This is a genomic window from Salinivibrio sp. MA427 (genome assembly GCF_001996115.1).
Taxonomy (GTDB): domain Bacteria; phylum Pseudomonadota; class Gammaproteobacteria; order Enterobacterales; family Vibrionaceae; genus Salinivibrio; species Salinivibrio costicola.
In genome coordinates, this window is the sequence record NZ_MUFH01000020.1 from 1 (window position 1) to 20,075 (window position 20,075).

Sequence of the window (20,075 nt, forward strand, 5' to 3'; positions counted from 1 at the left end):
GCATAATCCCTGCTTAAATGAGTAAAACCTTGATTGAAATGTGTATTGCTTAAATGGAAACCCAATCGTCGCCACTTGGATCAGTGGATCAACAAGTTACTCGATATAAGCAAGTTCTGGATGTTATGCCTGCGGGGGTTATCTTGCTGGACGCCAATGGACGTGTTGCTGAAGCCAATCCAGAGGCGCATCGACTACTGGGTGAGCCATTGACTCAGCAGCGTTGGTTTGAGGTGATACAACGGGCTTTTTCCCCACGTGACGATGATGGGCACGAGGTATCACTAAAAGATGGTCGGCGAGTAAAGCTGGCCATCTCAGCGTCCGATTCGGGGCAGCTCATTTTAATTACCGATATGACCGAAACCCGTTTATTGCAATCGCGTGTCAGTGATCTACAACGCTTATCATCGTTAGGTAAAATGGTGGCATCATTAGCGCATCAGGTGCGTACGCCACTATCGAGTGCCATTTTGTATGCGTCCAACCTAGGTGCCCCAAACCTGAATAATGCGACCAGGCAGCGTTTTCAATTCAAGTTGTTAGACCGTTTGCATGATCTGGAAAAGCAAGTCAATGACATGTTGCTATTTGCCAAAGGCGGCGACAATAACGTGGTCAAGGTATTCAGTGTCGAACAGCTATTTAATGAATTTGAGCCCATGGTGGATGCGGTCGTTCAAGGACATGATGTTGATTTTGCAATTAACAGTGACGACGAAAGTGTAAAGGTGTTGGGCAACCCCAATGCGTTAGCCAGTGCCTTAAGTAATCTTGTGATTAATGCTGTCCAGGTGGCGGGCAAAGGCTGCCAAGTCGTTGTCGATTCACGGCTGCAGGGCGATAACCTTTTACTTTCGGTGGCGGATAACGGGCCAGGCATCGCGCCGGAGTTACATGCCAAAGTCCTTGAGCCTTTTTTTACCACGCGACAACAGGGGACAGGTCTTGGCCTCGCCGTTGTGCAAATGGTGTGTCATGCCCATGATGGCAAGCTCACCTTACAATCTGAGCCTGAAAAAGGGGCCTGTTTTACATTGTGTTTGCCGCTTGCCAAAGGGGCGGTGGCAGATCATGGTGAGAGCGTAGGAGAAACACAATGAGCCAAACAACCGTGCTAATCGTGGAAGATGATGAAGGGTTGCGCGAAGCGCTTGTCGATACACTGGCGCTGGCAGGGTATCACTGGCGAGAAGCGGACAGTGCCGAGCAAGCCTTAGTGACCCTGAAATCAGAGGCCATTGATATTGTCGTCTCTGACGTGCAAATGGCAGGAATGGATGGCCTTGCACTTTTGCGCTCGATTAAAACACACATGCCGAATTTACCGGTTTTGCTGATGACGGCCTATGCCAACATCGAAGATGCCGTGGCGGCGATGAAAGAGGGCGCGATCGATTACATGGCTAAACCGTTTGCCCCCGAAGTGCTGTTAAATATGGTGAGCCGCTATGCCCCTGTCAAAACCGATGACTCCGATGCGATTGCTGAAGATCCAAAAAGCGTCGCCTTACTGGCGTTGGCAGACAAAGTAGCAAATACCGATGCGAATGTGATGATCTTAGGGCCTTCAGGCTCAGGAAAAGAAGTCATGGCGCGCTATATTCACGATCATTCAGCACGTGCCAATGCCGCTTTTGTCGCCATTAACTGTGCCGCGATTCCAGAAAACATGTTAGAAGCCACGTTATTTGGCTACGAAAAAGGGGCCTTTACTGGCGCGGTTCAGGCTTGCCCGGGCAAGTTTGAACAGGCACAAGGCGGAACCATTTTACTGGATGAAATCAGTGAGATGGAGCTTGGGTTGCAAGCGAAATTACTACGCGTGTTGCAAGAGCGTGAGGTTGAGCGTTTAGGTGGACGAAAAAGTATCCAGCTTGATTTGCGGGTGCTTGCCACCAGTAACCGCGACTTAAAAGAATACGTAGCGCAAGGCCACTTTCGAGAAGATCTTTACTATCGCTTGAATGTCTTTCCCATCACTTGGCCGGCGCTCAGTGATCGGCTCGGCGATATTATTCCACTGGCGCATTATTTACTGTCACGCCACTGCCAAAAACAAGGCTTACCTTGCCCAAGTTTGCATCCAGATGCCGAACAGAAACTGCTCGCGTACCCGTGGCCTGGTAATGTCAGAGAGCTCGATAACGTTATGCAACGCGCATTAATCTTGGCCACGCAGTCGCACATTCAAGCCTCTGATATTCTACTGGAGGGGCAAGATTGGCAAGATGCGTCTAGCTTACAAAATCAAGTAATGAATACGCGCTTTAACCACCAAGCACAAGCGCCGGCTTCTCCTCCAACGGCCACTGAGCATGTTGAGCAGCCCCCCAATGGCGTAGGATTGGGCAATGAGTTACGCGATCAGGAATTTTCTATTATTTTAGAAACGATCCGCGCTTGTGAAGGACGCCGCAAAGATGTAGCAGAACGCCTTGGGATTAGCCCGAGAACCTTACGCTACAAATTAGCCAAAATGCGTGATGCTGGCATCGATATTCCCCAATAATCGCGCGGTGTTGCGGCTTTTTGCTAAAGTGGTCTCAAAGTTGCAAACACACAGATATCTGATAGAAATCTGACTCATTTGACAAAAAATTGACACAGGAAGGATCGACGATGAAAGCCAATGCCCTGACGCAAGAAATGCAAGCCATGGCGGTAGCCGCGAAAAATGTGTCTCAGCCTGCCACGGGACAGCAAGTTAGCCAAGAGTTTGGCGATATGCTCTCCAGTGCCATTAATCATGTCAATGGACTGCAAAAAACATCCGGTGAACTCGCCACCCGGTTTGATGAAGGCGATCGTAATGTGAGCTTATCGGATGTCATGATCGCTCGGAACAAATCCAGTGTGGCCTTTGACGCAACAGTGCAAACGCGCAACAAACTGGTTGAAGCGTATAAAGAATTAATGAACATGCCTGTTTAATGTAGGAATTAATCAGTGGCTGAAGAGAATCAAAATACCGATCTCGCGGTGTCAGATGGTGCAGCAGCATTACCATCGACCGATGCAACGCTAGACGCGGAGCAAAGCGCGCAAGATCCGGATGCACTCGAACAATCGGCGTCGTCAAATTCGATATTTGGCGATCTCGACATGGTGCGTCAACTGATCTTGGTGCTCGCGGTCGCGATCTGCGTGGCCCTGATCATGATGCTTTTTTTCTGGGTACAAGAGCCAGAGATGCGGCCACTGGGTACGTACGAAACGGAAGAGCTTATTCCGGTTCTCGATCACCTAGATCAAAGCAAAGTCGATTATCAACTCGATGGAAACACCATCCGCGTTCCCTCTAGCGATTACTCGTCCATTCGTCTTGGGCTCACCCGAGCGGGCTTAAATACAGCCACGGCAGAGGGCGACGATATTTTGCTCAATGATATGGGCTTTGGTGTATCGCAAAAGCTTGAAACAGAACGCTTAAAACTGAGTCGTGAACGTCAACTGGCGGCAGCGATCGAAGAAGTGCGTCAAGTGCGAAACGCGAGAGTACTGTTGGCGCTGCCCAAACAGAGTGTTTTTGTGCGTCACAACCAAGAAGCATCCGCAACGGTCTTTTTGACCCTTGGCGGGCGTAATACCCTAGGCCAGGAAGAAGTCGACTCGATTGTTGATATGGTGGCCTCCGCAGTGCCTTCTCTGAAACCTACGCGCGTAACCGTCACCGATCAGCACGGACGTTTGCTCAACTCAGGCAGTGAAGATCCAGCGTCGGCGGCGCGGCGAAAAGAGTACGAATTAGAACGTAAACAAGAGCGCCAGTTACGGGAAAAAATTGATTCCATTCTCATCCCTGTTTTGGGCTTAGGGAATTATACCTCTCAAGTCGATGTTGCCCTGGATTTTAGCTCGTTGGAAGAAACGCAACGGCAATATAACCCCAATACGCCAGCGACGCGCAGTGAATACACACGTGAAGATTATAACGGCTCCGACCGTGTGGCTGGTATCCCTGGGGCATTAAGCAATCAACCACCAGCGGACGCCTCTATTCCAGAGGATGTGCGAGATTTAAAAAATGGCGCAGGCGGAAATGGTTCGGTCAGTCGAGAAGCGACGCGTAATTTTGAATTAGATACGACAATTCGTCATCGGCGCGCGCAATCAGGCGTGATCGACCGCCAAACTGTTTCAGTGGCGGTGAATTTTAAGCAAAGTGTCGATCCGGACACCGGTGATGTGGTTAAAGAGCCTTTAACGGATGATGAACTGGCAAAAATCCGCCGCTTATTAATGGGCGGGGTAGGATTTAGTGAGCAGCGCGGTGATGTGCTTGAAGTGATCGCCGTACCATTTGTTGAACCTGAGCAAGCTGCCGAACAAGATGTTGCTATCTGGGATCATCCAAACTTTAATGATTGGGTACGCTGGTTGGCGGCTGCTTTAGTCATTATCGTGATTATTGTGGTGTTGGTTCGCCCAGCGATGAAAAAGCTGTTGTACCCCAATATCGACGAAGATGGCAATACTGTCGGGCCTAATGGCGAAATCTTGGGTCCGGATGGCCTACCCATTACCCCAGATGGCGATGACGTTGGTTTGATTGGTTCAGAGCTCGATGGCTCGAGTAATTTTGCCATGTCAGCGTCAGATGTTGAGCTGCCAAACTTACATAAAGACGAAGACTTGCTAAAAGCGGTCCGAGCGCTGGTCGCCAATGAGCCAGACTTGGCCGCACAAGCGGTAAAAAACTGGGTGACCGAAGATGGCAAATGAAGTCGCAAACACGGGTGAAGAGCAAGCCGGCTCAAGTTTCGATATCAGCTCTTTAAGTGGGATTGAGAAAGCCGCCATCTTACTGTTAAGTTTAAGTGAGCAAGATGCAGCAAGCATCATTCGACACCTCGAACCTAAACAAGTGCAGCGAGTCGGTTCGGCGATGACATCAATGACCGATCTTAACTCGGACAAGGTCGCGGCGGTGCATCGTGCGTTTTTGGAAGAAATCCAAAAATACACATCGATTGGGATGGGAAGCGAAGACTTTGTGCGTAACGCACTGGTGGCGGCGCTGGGTGAAGACAAAGCTAATAACTTGGTTGACCAAATCTTGCTTGGCAGTGGCTCCAAAGGCTTAGACTCACTCAAATGGATGGATCCGCGTCAAGTCGCCAGCATCATCATCAACGAGCACCCGCAGATTCAAACTATCGTGCTGTCATACTTAGATCCTGAACATTCAGCAGAAATTCTCTCCCAGTTTGTTGAGCGTGACCGGCTCGATCTGATGATGCGGATCGCCAACTTAGAAGAAGTCCAGCCAGCGGCATTACACGAACTAAACGAAATCATGGAGAAGCAGTTTGCTGGCCAAGCGGGTGCTCAAGCCGCCAAAATTGGTGGCTTAAAAGCGGCTGCCGAAATCATGAACTACATGGACAACAGTGTAGAAGGTGTCTTAATGGACTCCATTCGTGATCAGGACGAAGAGATGGCATCACAAATCCAAGACTTGATGTTTGTCTTTGACAACTTAATTGATGTGGATGACCGCGGTATACAGACCCTATTGCGCGATGTGCCGCAAGAAGTGCTGCAAAAAGCACTTAAGGGAGCGGAAGATAATTTACGCGAGAAAATCTATCGCAACATGTCTAAACGTGCGGCCGAAATGCTGCAAGATGATATCGAAGCCATGGGGCCAATTCGTGTCTCCGATGTTGAAGGGGCACAAAAAGAAATCCTTTCCGTTGCGCGTCGCCTTGCCGATGCCGGTGAGCTGATGCTCACTGGTGGCGGCGGTGATGAGTTTGTATAAGTTGCTTTTCTTTCGCGTAGAGGTTGTCGATGAGTTTAGATAAACGCCGTGGCTATATTCGTGCCAATGAAGCTGACGCCGAAACGATCGATCGTTGGACACTGCCGCCTTATGGCGATCGAGATAATCTGCCCAAAGATACTGCGCTCAATTATGATCCGAGCTGGGAGCCAGAAGCGGATACTGACGTTGAAGAAAGTGAGCCGGCCCCAGAGCCATTAACGGCCGATGCCCTAGAAGCGATTCGGCAACAAGGTTATGACGAAGGCTATGAAGAAGGCAAACAACTCGGGCATCAAGAAGGGCTAGAGGGTGGCCTAGAAGAAGGGCACGAAAAAGGGTTCGAAGAAGGCAAAAAGGCAGGGTATGAGCAGGGTGTTGAAGAGGGAAAAGCATTAATTGAGACGCGCTGTCAGCATCTTGACACCATTCTTAATCAGCTCAGTCATCCATTGGAGAAGCTTGATATAGACGTCGAACAGCAACTTTTGGTAATGGTCCAAGCATTGACTAAGTCGCTGACCGGCGTGGAGTTAGAAACCAATCCGCAGGTCATTTTACAGACATTACGCGCATCGATAGCTGCACTCCCCGTGGCGGATCATCCCGTCATAGCCGCGTTACATCCTGATGATTATGCCGTGGTCACCGAAGCCTACGACGACGCCATGTTAGCCTCACGGGATTGGACGTTACAATCAGAGCCCGCGTTAGCGCGTGGTGATGTACATGTGAAATCGAAAGATTCTGTGGTTGATTATCAATACAGTGAACGGGTGGACGCGTTGCTCCGCGAGTTTCAAGGGAAAAACCAGTCACGGCAATCAGTGCCATCCCAGTCTTCCACGTCTGGCGCTGACGATCCCAGTGTTAATACGTCCAATACTGAAGCCGATACGCTCAAGTCGTCGGCGCAACCGTCGTCAGACGCAGCGGCACAAGCGCAAGCGCAAGCAAAACCTCATGCTTCATCCTCCTCATCCAGCGATGATGACGGCGTGTCGTCATGAGTCAGCTGGCTGAGCGCTTAAAGCTGTGTCAATTAGATAACCTTGCGCCAAAACCCGTGGCATCCGGAAAATTGGTACGAATGGTCGGCTTAACGCTCGAAGCGATCGGCTGCCGGGCGCCCATCGGTTCTGTTTGTGCGGTCGAGACCTTAAATGGAACCATCGAAGCGGAAGTGGTGGGGTTTGCCGGAGAGTTGTTGTACTTGATGCCAAATGAACAAGTCTCTGGGGTACTCCCGGGTGCACGCGTGACGCCTTTATCTGAACGTAGCCAACTTTCCGTAGGCATGGAGCTGCTTGGCCGTGTTATCGACGGTATGGGAAACCCACTGGATGGCAAAGGGGATATCTACACTGATAAGCAGGCCAGTTTAGAAGGTACTCCCATCAACCCATTAGCGAGACAGCCAATTAGAGAACCCCTCGATGTGGGGATTAAAGCGATTAACGGTCTGCTTACTGTCGGTAAAGGGCAGCGAATTGGGTTGTTTGCCGGCTCTGGTGTGGGTAAATCCGTAACGCTTGGGATGATGACACGTGGCACCACGGCACAAGTTGTGGTTGTGGGGCTGATTGGCGAACGTGGCCGAGAAGTAAAAGAATTTATCGATGATATCTTAGGGGAGGAGGGCCGGGCCCGTGCCGTCGTTATCGCCGCCCCTGCTGATTCATCGCCGCTTGTGCGCTTAAAAGGCTGCCAAACGGCACTAACGATCGCTGAGTATTTTCGCGATCTTGGGTTGGATGTGCTTTTGCTGATGGACTCATTAACACGTTTTGCTCAGGCACAACGTGAGATCGCATTATCCGTGGGTGAACCTCCCGCGACCAAAGGCTACCCACCCTCGGTATTTGCCCGTTTACCCTCATTAGTCGAGCGTGCAGGAAATGGTGCTGTCGGGCAGGGCTCGATCACGGCATTTTTTACTGTATTGACCGAAGGTGATGACTTACAAGATCCAATTGCCGACGCTGCACGCGCCATTCTTGATGGTCACATCGTGTTATCTCGCGAATTGGCGGATGGTGGGCATTATCCGGCGATTGATGTCGAACGCTCGGTAAGCCGTGTGATGCCGAATATTACCAGTGACGAGCAAATCTTGATGTCGAAAGCGGTGCGGCAAGTGTTGTCCGTTTGCCGCAAAAACCAAGACTTGGTCTCAATTGGCGCGTACAAGCCAGGCAGTGATGCAGCCGTGGACCAAGCCTTTCATCTGAAGCCAAAACTGGATAATTATTTGCAACAAGGGATGAAAGAGGTGGTCCCTTTCGATATGTGCGTCAATATGTTGCGCTCAACCTTGCAAGGATAATTTATGGCTGACCATGCACTGCATTTATTGTTAGAAAAGGCCCAAGAAGATGAAAAGCAGGCGCAACTTAGCGTCAGTGAAGCCCAGCAAGCATTAGATGGCTATTATCACCAGCTCGAGCAAATTGAGCAGTATCGTCTGGAATATTGCCGACAAATGTCTGACCGGGGTCAGTCAGGGCTCTCTGCCAGCGCGTTTGGCCATCTTAATAAATTTATCGTCCAGCTTGATGAAACCTTGGCAAAGCAACGAGGTGCTGAGCATCAGTTTAAGGATCATTTAGAACAGTGCCGTCAAGCATGGCAACAAACACGCCAACACCGGCAGTCTCTCGAGTGGTTAATCGAAAAGCGAGCGCGAGAAGAAGCGGAACGTGCTCATTATCAAGAACAGCGTCAAATGGATGAAATGGCAGCAATTATTGCACGCCGACGTCCCTCTCCCTTTTCCTAAGAATAAAATGGCGCGATAATTGCTTTATCATTACCGACATGCCAGCACATTGAGGCTCGGTTTAAAGGATAACCATAAGGTAATGACGAGAAACTTATGACGCAGTCTACGCTGACGCTTTCCAATCTCTCACCTAAAACCCCTCCCGCGACCAATGACGGTGCGACAGGCGAGGTAAAAGGTGATAAAAATACCGGCTTTTTAGCGGCGTTGCGCCAGTCCATTGATGGCAAGGGTGAGCAAGGCGACATACCGATTAAACTGACCCAAGATGGCAAGACTTTACTGGTTGATGGTCAGGCAATTGATGCCGAGGCGATGCTTGCTGATGGCATGTTTAGCGAAGCGGAAATGGCCGAAATTGCCGATATGACAGCCATGGAAGAGAGCCAAGCACTGCTGATGCGACTGAATCAAGCGGCAGCCATGCTTAATGGCAAATCTTTGCCTACTGCCGACGCTGATCCCTTATCTGCCAGTGCGGATGCGTTATCAGCACAGGCGCTAAACGTGACGCAATCTGATGATGATGAAAGTGTGCAGATAGACGGTGATAACACAGAAGAGTTGATCGACAGGCAAGCGTTATTGACTGAGCTGGCCAAAAACTTGCCGGAGGGTGTGTCACCCGAAAAAGTACTCGATCAGTTATCGCCGGATCAGTTGGCGGCGTTGGCAAGTCAAGTAAGAGCGACGCAATCACTTGACGCTGAGAGTGCTGCACATCGCAAAGATAACGCGCTTGAATCGGATGGAAGCGCGATAAAATGGTCAACCGCCAAAGCGCAACAAGAGACAGATAATCCAGCATCTCTAAGCAAAGAGAAGGAAATGCTGGCGAAAGAAGGGAGCGGGAAAGAGAGCCTGCTAAAAGAGGGCCCCCTGAAAGAGAGCATCACAAAAGAAGGCGCGACACTATTAAAGGGTAGCGAGCTGACCGATAAACCGCGTCATGATACAAAATCAGCAGCGACCCCCAATGCCAATCCAGCGTCGTTATTAGCAGGAAAAATGGGCCAGTCGGATGACCTCAGCAAAGCCGCATTAAAAGCGATGGCAGAGCAAGCGGGTCAAGCGAACACCGCATTGACAAGTAGCAGTGCTTCTAGCACAGCAGAGGGAGCCACACGCCCTGAAAACTTAGCGCAACAATTGGCCAGTGGTTTAGGGTTGTCGTCGGCCCAGTCCGCCACGGCACGACAAGATATGCAAGCAGCGCAGAGTGCACAGGCGCCCCTCCCGCTCGGACAAACGCCCACAGAAGCTGGTGCTGCCTTGACGGAGCGTATTAACATCATGCTGTCAAAAAACCTCAAGCAGGTTGATATTCGGCTTGATCCTCCTGAGCTAGGGCGAATGCAAATTAAGTTGGGAATGAACAACGATCAAGCGACGGTTCACATTACAGTCGCCAACCAGCAAGCGCGAGACGCGGTTGAACAAGCAATGCCGCGGCTTCGTGATATGCTACAGCAACAAGGCTTACAGTTGGCTCAAGGATCCGTTCAGCAGCAAGACAGTGGCGCGCAACAAATGGCTTCAGGACAACAAAATCATGCTGGGGCAGGGTCGTCAGGCGGCTCACCTCTTGGATTAACGACCGGTGAGGACAATGATGACGCGATGTTAGCAGGGCACGCGTTAAACGTTTCACACAATGATCGCGCTGTCGATTACTATGCTTGATCAAAACGCACCAATAATGAGGAGCATGAATAGCCATGGCAAATGACAACGCAACCTCGGAACAAGGCGGGGGCAAGAAAAAGCTCATCATTATCATTGTTGCTGCTGTGGTGTTATTGGCGGCCGTAGGCGGTGGGGCTTTTTTCTTTTTATCGGGTGACGATAAAAGCCAGGACGATATTGTCTTGGAGGAAGAAAATAACACGCTTCCGGCCATTTATGTCACGCTACCTCAGCCGTTTGTCTTTAACGTGACCGGTGATGAACAACAGCGGCTGGTGCAAGTGAATGCACAATTATTGGTGCGTGGTAGTGAGAGAGAAGCGCTAGCGAAGGAAAATTTGCCGCTGGTAGAACACGCGTTACTCAATACCTTTGGTGCTGCCACAGTTGAGCAACTGCGGACCCCTCAAGGTCAGCTAGAAGTCCGGCGTCAGTCCGCTGAGAATGTGCGCGCGGCTTTAATTAAAGTAACGGGTGAGCCGGTGGTAGAGCGGGTTCTCTTCACTGGGTTTGTGATGCAATAGGTGATGACGTGACTGACTTACTCAGCCAAGACGAGATTGACGCGCTCCTTCACGGCGTTGACGACGTCGATGACGACGATAATGAGCCCGAGGTTGGAGAAGATGGGACGGTCTCCTTCGACTTCTCGTCACAAGATAGAATTGTGCGCGGGCGCATGCCGACGCTCGAGCTTATCAATGAGCGTTTTGCGCGTCACATGCGCATCAGCTTGTTCAATATGCTGCGGAAAACCGCCGAAGTTTCGATAAACGGCGTGCAGATGATGAAGTTTGGCGAGTACCAAAACACGTTATACGTTCCGACCAGTTTAAACATGGTACGGTTTCGTCCACTAAAAGGGACGAGCTTAATCACCATGGAGGCCCGACTGGTCTTTATTTTGGTTGAAAACTTCTTTGGTGGCGATGGCCGATTTCATGCTCGGATCGAAGGGCGCGAATTTACCCCAACCGAACGACGCGTCATACAGATGCTGCTGAAGCTGATGTTTGAGGATTATAAAGACGCGTGGGCCCCTGTTATGGAAGTGGCCTTTGAGTATCTTGATTCGGAAGTCAACCCAGCGATGGCAAATATTGTCAGTCCATCGGAAGTGATTGTGGTCAGTTCATTCCACATCGAACTGGATGGCGGGGGCGGTGACATTCATATGGTCATGCCTTATTCGATGCTGGAGCCAATCCGTGAGCTCCTCGACGCCGGGGTACAAAGTGACAAGATGGATACCGACGTGCGCTGGAGTAAAGCGCTACGTGATGAAATCTTGGACGTAAATGTGGAACTCAGTGCAAAACTACTCGATGTGACCTTATCGTTGCGCGATTTGATGGAGTTACAAAAAGGGGATGTGATCCCGGTTGATATGCCAGATGCATGTACGGTTTTTGTGGAAGATTTGCCAACCTATCGAGCGAAAATGGGCCAGTCTAACGATAAACTGGCACTGAAAATTGTTGAAAAACTAAAACGACCTGATATGGCGAAGTCTGATATTTCGCTATTACAGGATAAACCTGAGCTACTCGATGATCTCGAGGAAGATTTACCGATTGATGGTAAACAAGGTAAAACTCAGTGAATAAGACCAGTAAACAGGGGTAAGACGTCATGGATCAAAATGATGTAGATGATGATTGGGCTGCTGCCCTGGCTGAGCAGTCTGATTCGGAAGGATCAGATGATGTACAAGCGGCACCATTGGATGAGCTCACTGACGACAGTGAGAAGCAACTGGGCGCGGATGAACAACGTAAGCTCGATGCGATTCTCGATATTCCGGTGACCATTTCGATGGAAGTGGGACACACCCAGATTAATATTCGGAATCTTCTCCAGCTTAACCAAGGCTCGGTGGTTGAACTCGACCGTCTTGCAGGTGAATCGCTCGATGTTCTGGTGAACGGTACCTTGATCGCCCACGGTGAAGTGGTGGTGGTTAACGATAAATTTGGTATTCGTCTTACCGATGTCATCAGTCAAACTGAGCGAATTAAGAAGCTACGATAAGATGATCGTGAACCGACGCGTTTGGGCAATATTGTTGGTGCCGATGCCCGCTTGGGCAGCGGCGCCAGACGTAAGCATAGTGACAATGCTGTTGTCTCTCGGGCTGGTGTTGGCATTAATCTTTGGCTTAGCGTGGCTATTACGTCGGCTTAAGCTCCCTGGCTTGGCGCAGCAAAGCAATGGGATCAAAATTGTCAGTCAATTAGCTATTGGCCAAAAAGAGCGGATATTAGTTGTGGACGTACATGGAGAGCAACTTGTCATCGGTGTCACAGCTTCTCAGGTGCAGCTATTAAAAGCGCTAGATAATCCGGTGCCCACAACAGCGCCGACTTCGCCAGACTCTCACTCTCGCTTTGCAAATCAGCTTAGCCAACTATTGAATCGAAAATGACGATACGCACGCTATTGGCAGTCTGGGTTTTGGTGGTGGCCACTTTGATGACACCGTTTGCTTTCGCCGAGCAAGAAGCCACGCCCGCCCAGGAAAGCATCACAACCGAGTCACTGAATGATAGCGGTGAAGCGGTTCGCCTGGAAACGCAGCGCAATACCGGAGGCGGGATCCCTGCGGTGACCATGCGAGTCAATCCGGATGGTAGCGAAGACTACTCCGTGACCTTACAAATTTTAGCGCTGATGACCGCGTTGGGGTTTTTGCCAGCGGTCGTCATTTTAATGACGTCCTTTACCCGCATTGTGGTGGTGATGGCGATCCTTCGCCAAGCGATGGGGTTACAGCAAACGCCGTCCAATCAAGTCATTATTGGCATCGCCATGTTTTTGACCTTGTTCATCATGTCGCCGGTGATCGATAAAATGAATACAGAGGCGGTACAGCCGTATATCAATGAGCAGATGACAGCGCGTGAGGCCTTCACTCGGGTGCAAGTGCCACTACGAGAGTTTATGCTTAGGCAAACCCGTGTCAAAGATTTGGAAACCTTTGTCAATATGTCGGGCGCTCAAGTTGACGAGCCAGAGCAGGTGCCAATGACCGTACTGATCCCCGCATTTGTGACATCAGAACTGAAAACCGCGTTCCAAATTGGATTCATGCTGTTCTTACCGTTTTTGGTGATTGACTTGGTGGTAGCGTCGGTATTGATGGCGATGGGTATGATGATGTTGTCGCCCATGATAGTGTCATTACCGTTTAAATTAATGCTCTTCGTGTTGGTTGATGGGTGGAATTTGATCCTTTCTACCCTCGCCGCCAGTTTTGGCTAAAGGAGGCAGCAATGGCCCCGGAAGCGTTTGTTGAACTGTTCCAGGATGCGCTTTACCTGGTACTACTGTTAGTGTCTGCGATTGTCGTGCCGGGTTTGTTAGTCGGTTTGATCGTCGCTGTATTCCAAGCGGCAACCTCGATCAACGAGCAGACACTCAGTTTTCTTCCCCGTTTAATTGCGACGTTTATTGCGCTGATGTTTTTTGGTCATTGGATGACACGGATGTTGATGGAATATTTTTATCGTTTGATTGATCACATCCCAACCATTCTGTACTGACGGAAAGGCATATGGAATATCCGGCCTCGGTGATTTTATCTTGGATGGCTAACTACTTTTGGCCGTTTACACGCATCTCATCGATGATGATGGCGATGACGTTTTTTGGTGCCCGTTTCGTGCCTACCCGGATCCGTTTATACCTTTCTCTTGCGATTACCTTTGCGGTCATGCCTGCACTTCCTGCGGTGCCAGAGGACATTGAGTTAGTGTCATTTGCCGGATTTATGGTGCTCGCGCAGCAAGTCGTGATTGGCGTTGCGATGGGGCTAGTCACGCAGTTCATTACCCAAACCTTTGTCATCCTCGGCCAGATCTTGGGGATGCAATCAAGTTTGGGTTTTGCGTCAATGGTGGATCCAGCCAACGGTCAAAACACGCCACTATTGGGTCAGTTTTATCTCTTCTTGGCCGTTATGTTATTTCTGTCCACCGATGGCCATTTGAAAATGCTTAACCTAGTGGTAATGAGCTTTGAGACGCTCCCCATTGGCGAGATGATAGGGGCCGCAGATTATCGCAGCCTCGCAGCATGGTTTGGGATCATGTTCGAGGTCGCATTGAGTATGTCGCTGGCAGGTGTCATTGCTTTGTTGGTGGTCAATTTGTCTTTTGGTGTGATGACCCGAGCGGCGCCACAACTTAATATTTTCTCACTTGGCTTTGCATTTGCATTGTTGATGGGGTTGTTGATCAGTTGGTACTTACTGTCCGGTATGTTGACGCACTACAACAACCATTGGCAAACCGGGCTCAATCAAATTTGCTCCCTTATCCGGCTGAATTGCGAGTTTAACTAATGGCAGAGAGTGACGGTCAGGAAAGAACAGAAGACGCCACACCCCGAAGGCAGGAGCAGGCGCGGGAAAAGGGCCAAGTACCGCGCTCAAGAGAACTAGCGTCAGTGGCTGTTCTGGTGGTAGGTGCCGTCAGTTTAATGTGGTTTGGACAAGCGTTGGGCGAAGCGTTAATGGCGCTGATGACGCGCTTGTTTTCACTTTCGCGTGCTGAAATCTTCGATAGCTCAGAGCTGATGCTGGTGGTCGTTGGTGAGCTACTGCATCTAATACTGCCCTTAGGCTTGATCCTTGTGGTGTTATTTATCTCCGGCCTCGTCGGCGCAGCAGGTTTGGGAGGTGTCAGCTTCTCTTGGGAAGCCGCGCGGCCCAAATTATCAAAAATGAGCCCGATTTCTGGCTTCAAGCGTATGTTTGGTACCCAAGGGCTCGTCGAGCTGTTGAAGTCAGTGTTGAAAGTCTTGCTAGTCGCCGGCGTTGCGACCTATTTGGTCTATATCAACTTAGAAGAGTTTTTTGAGCTGACGATCGATACCTTCCCCAGCAATCTTTATCACGCGTTAAATATTTTATTGGACTTTGTGTTGTTGGTCTGTTGTTCACTGTTGGTGGTGGTGGTGATTGATGTGCCATTCCAAATTTGGCAACACAATGAGCAGCTGAAGATGACTAAACAAGAGGTCAAAGACGAGCACAAAGAGACCGAAGGTAGCCCTGAAGTTAAAGGGCGTATTCGCATGCTGCAACGGGAAATGGCGCAACGTCGGATGATGGCCGATGTGCCTCAAGCTGATGTTGTGGTCACTAACCCTGAGCACTATTCGGTGGCGTTACGCTACAACAGCGACATGGATAGTGCGCCGGTTGTGATAGCCAAAGGCTCTGATTTTACCGCACTGAAGATTCGTGAAATTGCAGCAGAATATGATGTTGCCATTGTACCTGCACCACCGCTAGCACGCGCGCTGTATTTCAGTACCGAGCTAGAGCAGCAGATCCCAGACGGTTTGTTTACTGCCGTTGCTCAGGTGTTAGCGTATGTCTTCCAGCTCAAGCAATACAAAAAAGGCCGAGGCCGGCGGCCCACGCGCCCAGATGATACCTACTTACCCATCCCTACCGATTTGAAACACGATTAACCATGGTGTCATCGTACGCGTGAACGAAGTCCCGCTATCGGGTTGCTTGTCGGTGTTTTTTGGCTGGTAGACGCGCCAAAAAGCTGACACATTATCCGCTTTTTCTGGCGTAAAAATTGCTTGCCTTGCACTCTCGTTTTATTTCCGCGTGGCAACTGGCCCACGTTCACCAATCATGGACTTAAACGCCTGACATGTTAAAAGCCAAGTGGCGATTGCCATTTTCTGACAAGGTACCTTACCACCGCTTGGGTGCGATGCCGGCGATCGGCGCACCGGTACTGGTATTGGCCACCTTAGCGATGGTGGTGCTGCCTGTACCGCCGATGCTGCTCGACTTAATGTTTTCTTTCAACATTGCCTTGTCGTTGATTGTATTGCTGGTCACTATTTATACCCGCCGCCCTCTTGAATTTGCTGCCTTCCCCGCGGTGTTGTTAATTGCAACCTTGATGAGACTAGCACTTAATGTTGCCTCTACCCGGGTGGTTTTGCTTTATGGTCACGAGGGCCCCGATGCAGCCGGTCAGGTCATTGGTGCATTTGGGTCAGTCGTGATTGGTGGCAACTACGCTGTCGGTTTGGTCGTCTTCCTGATTTTGATGATCATTAACTTTATGGTTGTCACCAAAGGCGCAGGCCGGATTTCCGAGGTCACGGCGCGTTTTACCTTGGATGCGTTGCCCGGTAAGCAAATGGCCATTGATGCCGACTTGAACGCAGGGTTAATCGATCAAGAGCAAGCGCGTGCTCGGCGCCAAGAAGTGACGCAAGAGGCTGACTTCTATGGCTCGATGGATGGTGCGTCCAAATTTGTTAAAGGCGATGCGATTGCCGGGATCTTGATTCTTTTCATCAACATTGTTGGTGGGCTGTCTATCGGTATGGGCCAACATGATTTAGGATTTTCAGACGCGATAGAAGTGTATACCTTGCTCACCATTGGTGACGGTCTTGTCGCGCAAATCCCTTCATTGCTGTTATCCATTGGTGCCGCCATTATGGTGACGCGTCAAAATACCGATGAGGATATGGGACAGCAGGTGGTGTTCCAGCTGTTTGATAATCCACGTGCCCTCATGATTGCCACCGGTATTCTGACGATCATGGGCGTGGTGCCTGGTATGCCACACCTGCCTTTTCTATTTTTGGCGTTGGCTTGTGGTGGGCTGGCATATTGGAAATACCAGCAGTATCAAAAAGCACAACAAGCGCCAGAGCAGTCTGATGTCCCTGATGCAGCCCCTCCGGCACCAAAAGAGCTGTCCTGGGATGATGTTCAACCGGTTGATGTCATTGGCCTCGAAGTGGGCTATCGGCTCATCGCTATGGTCGACCGAGACCAAGGGGGCGAATTGTTAGATCGAGTGAAAGGGGTGCGTAAAAAACTCTCGCAAGACTTTGGCTTTTTAATCCCGCCCGTACACATTCGCGATAACCTAGAGTTACCACCGCATAACTACCGCATTACGTTAATGGGCGTCGCGGTCGGTGAAGCAGAGGTACACCCCCAACATGAATTAGCAATTAATCCAGGCCAAGTGTTCGGACCCATTGACGGTGAACCGACTCAAGACCCGGCGTTTGGCTTAGAGGCCGTCTGGATAGAGCCGAGCCAGCGCGAGCACGCGCAAGCCTTAGGCTACACAGTGGTTGATTCAGCAACGGTACTGGCGACACACCTGAGCCAAATGCTCACCAATAATGCCGAGCGACTACTCGGCCATGAAGAAGCGCAGAACTTGATAGATATGCTGGGTAAACAAGTTCCTCGTTTGGTGGAAGGGCTTATTCCCGATCAGATCCCACTGAGCGTGTTAGTCAAAGTGCTCCAGAACTTGCTCAGTGAAGCGATTCCTATCCGTGATATCCGCACCATTGTGCAGACCATGGCGGAGTACACAGGAAAGAGTCAAGATCCCGACATCCTAACGGCAGCAGTGCGGATTGCTCTGCGTCGCTTGATTGTCCAAGAAATCAATGGCAGCGCGCCTGAGCTACCGGTTATCACCCTTGTTCCTGAACTGGAACAGATGTTGCATAAAACAATGCAGGCGTCCGGTGGGGAGTCAACAGGCATAGAACCTGGTCTTGCTGAGCGGTTACAGTCTTCACTGGCTGAAGCAACTCAGCAGCAAGAACTACAAGGTGAGCCTGCGGTATTGCTGACATCGGGTGTGTTGAGAGCCACGCTCGCAAAATTTGTCAAGAATACGATTCCGACGTTACGTGTGTTGTCTTACCAGGAAGTACCGGACGAAAAACAAATTCGTATCGTTAATGCGGTTGGCAACAATTAACCTCGTTTATGAGTAGGGCCGTGCTTTGAAAATAAAACGTTTTTTTGCAAAAGATATGAGAGCTGCGCTGAGCCAAGTGAAAGAAGAGCTGGGCGCGGATGCCGTTATCATGTCTAACAAAAAAGTGACAGGTGGCGTAGAGATTGTCGCGGCTGTGGATGCAGACACTGAGCCGATGCCGGATAAGCCTGCTCCTAAGGCGCAGCAGCAGTCGGCAAACGCCTATTCACAGGCACATCGGCAATTGGCTGATGATCAAGTTCAATTGCGCCAGCGTCAGCAAAGCCACGCGCGTCAAAATGGGCAAAGCAAGCGACCGCCTCGCTTTTCTGCGATGCTTGATGAGTATCGGGAACAATCACAGCCAACTGAACCCGAAACCGAAGCTGACTCGCTCACTGCCTTGCTACAGCGTCAGCAAAAGCAATCAGGTCACGGTTCGCGCCCCCAACCTCCAACTGACGCGCGTCAGTCGGCACTGGGTCGTGGCTATGAGCCTCGTCGCCAGTTAAAGAGCAATGGTCGCTCAGGTTGGCAAGATGCATCACCAGCGCCCCGTTCATCGCCCGCTAAACCGCAGCTCGATCCGTCCCGGTTTGAAGGACGGCAATCGCAAGCCTCGGATAAAGAAATTGATGCCATGCGTCAAGAAATGGCCTCGATTCGAAGCTTACTTGAACACCAGTTATCGGGGTTGATGTGGCAAGAGGTGGAACGTCGAGAGCCATTAAGAGCGATGCTAATCAAACGCTTAGAGCGGATGGGGCTATCCTCTGAACTGGCCGATCAACTGGCGTGTTATATCCCAGAAGAAACGCCGCCGAATGAGGCGTGGCAAGCGCTGTTAGATTTGGTGGCTGATCAAGTGATTACGGTTGATGAGAACATGCTAGAAACCGGGGGCGTGATTGCCTTGCTTGGTCCTACAGGAGTGGGGAAAACGACCACCATTGCTAAGTTAGCTGCGCGCGCCGCGATGGAATTTGGCCCTGAGGATATTGCCTTAGTCACCACGGACACCTTCCGTATCGGTGCCCATGAGCAACTCGCCACGTATGGGCGAATCCTTGGCTGTCCCGTTAAAGTCGCTAAAGATGCGGATGAGCTTGCCGATATCCTCTATCAACTGCGTCATAGACGCTTGATATTGCTAGATACCGCTGGAATGGGACAGCGTGATCTTCGGTTGTCGGAGCAACTGGATACCCTGATGCAAAACAGTGGCTCACATATCCGTAGCTTGCTGGTGTTGCCTGCGACATCGCAGCGCCGCGTATTGCAAGAAACCATCGAACACTTTCGCCGTATCCCTTTATCGGGATGTGTACTGACCAAGCTAGATGAGTCGCTCAGCCTCGGTGAATTATTGTGTGTCACCATCGAAAATGCCTTGCCTGTGGCCTACTTGGCCGATGGGCAACGTGTGCCGGAAGATATCCGCCAAGCCACGGGACAATTTCTGGTGGTAAAAGCCAGTGAAATGTTGGAGTCAGGCACGGATCAGCACAATCACTTCTGGAGCAGCGATGTCCCAGAGTCGAATGGGGCGGACTTTTATGATTGAGACAACCATGCAAGATCAAGCAAGCGGCCTTCGCCGTTTAACCAATCCGTCACGTACCAAGGTTATTACCGTAACCGGGGGGAAAGGTGGCGTAGGAAAAACTAACGTTACGTTAGGGATGGCCGCGTCCATGGCTCGTCAGGGCAAAAAAGTGATGGTGCTTGACGCCGACCTTGGCCTCGCCAATGTAGACGTATTACTTGGATTGCGGGCGGGTAAAAACCTATCGCATGTTCTCCAAGGTGCCTGTGACCTCAAAGATATTATTCTGGAAGGGCCGCATGGTATGAAAATCGTCCCCGCTTCGTCTGGCCTTCAAGGCATGACAGAGCTGACACCCGCCCAACATGCTGGTTTAATTCGTGCTTTTGGTACACTCGAAGAAGAGGTTGATGTACTCTTAGTGGATACGGCGGCGGGTATTTCTGATATGGTATTGAGCTTCTCGCGCGCGGCACAAGATGTCGTCATTGTGGTCTGTGATGAGCCCACGTCGAT

20 protein-coding genes are annotated in these 20,075 nt (G+C 50.5%); all 20 read left to right on the top strand.

The window, feature by feature from the left end; all coding sequences use genetic code 11:
• Positions 1 to 53: 53 nt before the first annotated feature.
• Complete coding sequence (locus tag BZG79_RS03375) at positions 54 to 1,103, top strand: ATP-binding protein (RefSeq protein ID WP_021023054.1); 1,050 nt, start codon at positions 54 to 56, stop codon at positions 1,101 to 1,103.
• Complete coding sequence (locus BZG79_RS03380; RefSeq protein ID WP_077660434.1) at positions 1,100 to 2,512, top strand: sigma-54 dependent transcriptional regulator; 1,413 nt, start codon at positions 1,100 to 1,102, stop codon at positions 2,510 to 2,512. The genes BZG79_RS03375 and BZG79_RS03380 overlap by 4 nt, the downstream gene beginning before the upstream one ends.
• Before the next feature lie 110 nt (positions 2,513 to 2,622).
• Positions 2,623 to 2,934: a flagellar hook-basal body complex protein FliE gene (fliE, locus tag BZG79_RS03385; RefSeq protein WP_021023056.1), complete on the top strand. Its 312-nt coding sequence runs from the start codon at positions 2,623 to 2,625 to the stop codon at positions 2,932 to 2,934.
• A gap of 15 nt (positions 2,935 to 2,949) precedes the next feature.
• Positions 2,950 to 4,725, top strand: a complete 1,776-nt coding sequence (fliF, locus tag BZG79_RS03390; RefSeq protein ID WP_077460305.1) for a flagellar basal-body MS-ring/collar protein FliF — start codon at positions 2,950 to 2,952, stop codon at positions 4,723 to 4,725.
• Positions 4,715 to 5,767 carry a flagellar motor switch protein FliG gene (fliG, locus tag BZG79_RS03395; RefSeq protein ID WP_021023058.1) on the top strand — a complete coding sequence of 351 codons (1,053 nt, stop codon included), beginning with the start codon at positions 4,715 to 4,717 and terminating at the stop codon, positions 5,765 to 5,767. Before fliF ends, fliG begins: the two co-directional genes overlap by 11 nt.
• A gap of 29 nt (positions 5,768 to 5,796) precedes the next feature.
• Complete coding sequence (locus BZG79_RS03400; RefSeq protein ID WP_077576579.1) at positions 5,797 to 6,777, top strand: flagellar assembly protein FliH; 981 nt, start codon at positions 5,797 to 5,799, stop codon at positions 6,775 to 6,777.
• Positions 6,774 to 8,093, top strand: coding sequence for a flagellar protein export ATPase FliI (fliI, locus tag BZG79_RS03405; protein WP_077576580.1), 1,320 nt, complete (start codon positions 6,774 to 6,776; stop codon positions 8,091 to 8,093). Before BZG79_RS03400 ends, fliI begins: the two co-directional genes overlap by 4 nt.
• 3 nt (positions 8,094 to 8,096) lie before the next feature.
• Complete coding sequence (gene fliJ / locus BZG79_RS03410; RefSeq protein WP_021023061.1) at positions 8,097 to 8,546, top strand: flagellar export protein FliJ; 450 nt, start codon at positions 8,097 to 8,099, stop codon at positions 8,544 to 8,546.
• A 96-nt stretch (positions 8,547 to 8,642) separates the two neighbouring features.
• Positions 8,643 to 10,232, top strand: a complete 1,590-nt coding sequence (locus BZG79_RS03415) for a flagellar hook-length control protein FliK (protein ID WP_077773724.1) — start codon at positions 8,643 to 8,645, stop codon at positions 10,230 to 10,232.
• A gap of 35 nt (positions 10,233 to 10,267) precedes the next feature.
• Positions 10,268 to 10,759, top strand: coding sequence for a flagellar basal body-associated protein FliL (gene fliL, locus BZG79_RS03420; RefSeq protein ID WP_021023063.1), 492 nt, complete (start codon positions 10,268 to 10,270; stop codon positions 10,757 to 10,759).
• Positions 10,760 to 10,767: 8 nt separating this feature from the next.
• Positions 10,768 to 11,838: a flagellar motor switch protein FliM gene (gene fliM, locus BZG79_RS03425; protein WP_077678589.1), complete on the top strand. Its 1,071-nt coding sequence runs from the start codon at positions 10,768 to 10,770 to the stop codon at positions 11,836 to 11,838.
• A gap of 29 nt (positions 11,839 to 11,867) precedes the next feature.
• Positions 11,868 to 12,266, top strand: a complete 399-nt coding sequence (gene fliN / locus BZG79_RS03430; protein WP_021023065.1) for a flagellar motor switch protein FliN — start codon at positions 11,868 to 11,870, stop codon at positions 12,264 to 12,266.
• A 1-nt stretch (position 12,267) separates the two neighbouring features.
• The gene (gene fliO, locus BZG79_RS03435; RefSeq protein WP_158009968.1) at positions 12,268 to 12,660 is read left to right on the top strand and encodes a flagellar biosynthetic protein FliO; all 393 of its coding nucleotides are present in this window, start codon (positions 12,268 to 12,270) and stop codon (positions 12,658 to 12,660) included.
• Positions 12,657 to 13,496: a flagellar type III secretion system pore protein FliP gene (fliP, locus tag BZG79_RS03440; RefSeq protein ID WP_077460311.1), complete on the top strand. Its 840-nt coding sequence runs from the start codon at positions 12,657 to 12,659 to the stop codon at positions 13,494 to 13,496. Before fliO ends, fliP begins: the two co-directional genes overlap by 4 nt.
• A gap of 11 nt (positions 13,497 to 13,507) precedes the next feature.
• Entirely contained in the window at positions 13,508 to 13,777 is a 270-nt protein-coding gene (gene fliQ, locus BZG79_RS03445) for a flagellar biosynthesis protein FliQ (RefSeq protein WP_021023068.1), read from the top strand.
• Between the two features lie 11 nt (positions 13,778 to 13,788).
• A complete protein-coding gene (gene fliR, locus BZG79_RS03450; RefSeq protein ID WP_077576582.1) occupies positions 13,789 to 14,577 on the top strand; it encodes a flagellar biosynthetic protein FliR in 789 nt (262 codons plus the stop codon).
• Positions 14,577 to 15,713 carry a flagellar biosynthesis protein FlhB gene (gene flhB, locus BZG79_RS03455; protein WP_077576583.1) on the top strand — a complete coding sequence of 379 codons (1,137 nt, stop codon included), beginning with the start codon at positions 14,577 to 14,579 and terminating at the stop codon, positions 15,711 to 15,713. Before fliR ends, flhB begins: the two co-directional genes overlap by 1 nt.
• A 194-nt stretch (positions 15,714 to 15,907) precedes the next feature.
• Entirely contained in the window at positions 15,908 to 18,013 is a 2,106-nt protein-coding gene (flhA, locus tag BZG79_RS03460; protein WP_021023071.1) for a flagellar biosynthesis protein FlhA, read from the top strand.
• A gap of 25 nt (positions 18,014 to 18,038) precedes the next feature.
• Positions 18,039 to 19,577: a flagellar biosynthesis protein FlhF gene (gene flhF / locus BZG79_RS03465; RefSeq protein ID WP_077669120.1), complete on the top strand. Its 1,539-nt coding sequence runs from the start codon at positions 18,039 to 18,041 to the stop codon at positions 19,575 to 19,577.
• Positions 19,570 to 20,075: AAA family ATPase (locus BZG79_RS03470; RefSeq protein WP_199877523.1), on the top strand; the 506-nt coding region annotated here is incomplete at its 3' end. The genes flhF and BZG79_RS03470, both read left to right, overlap by 8 nt.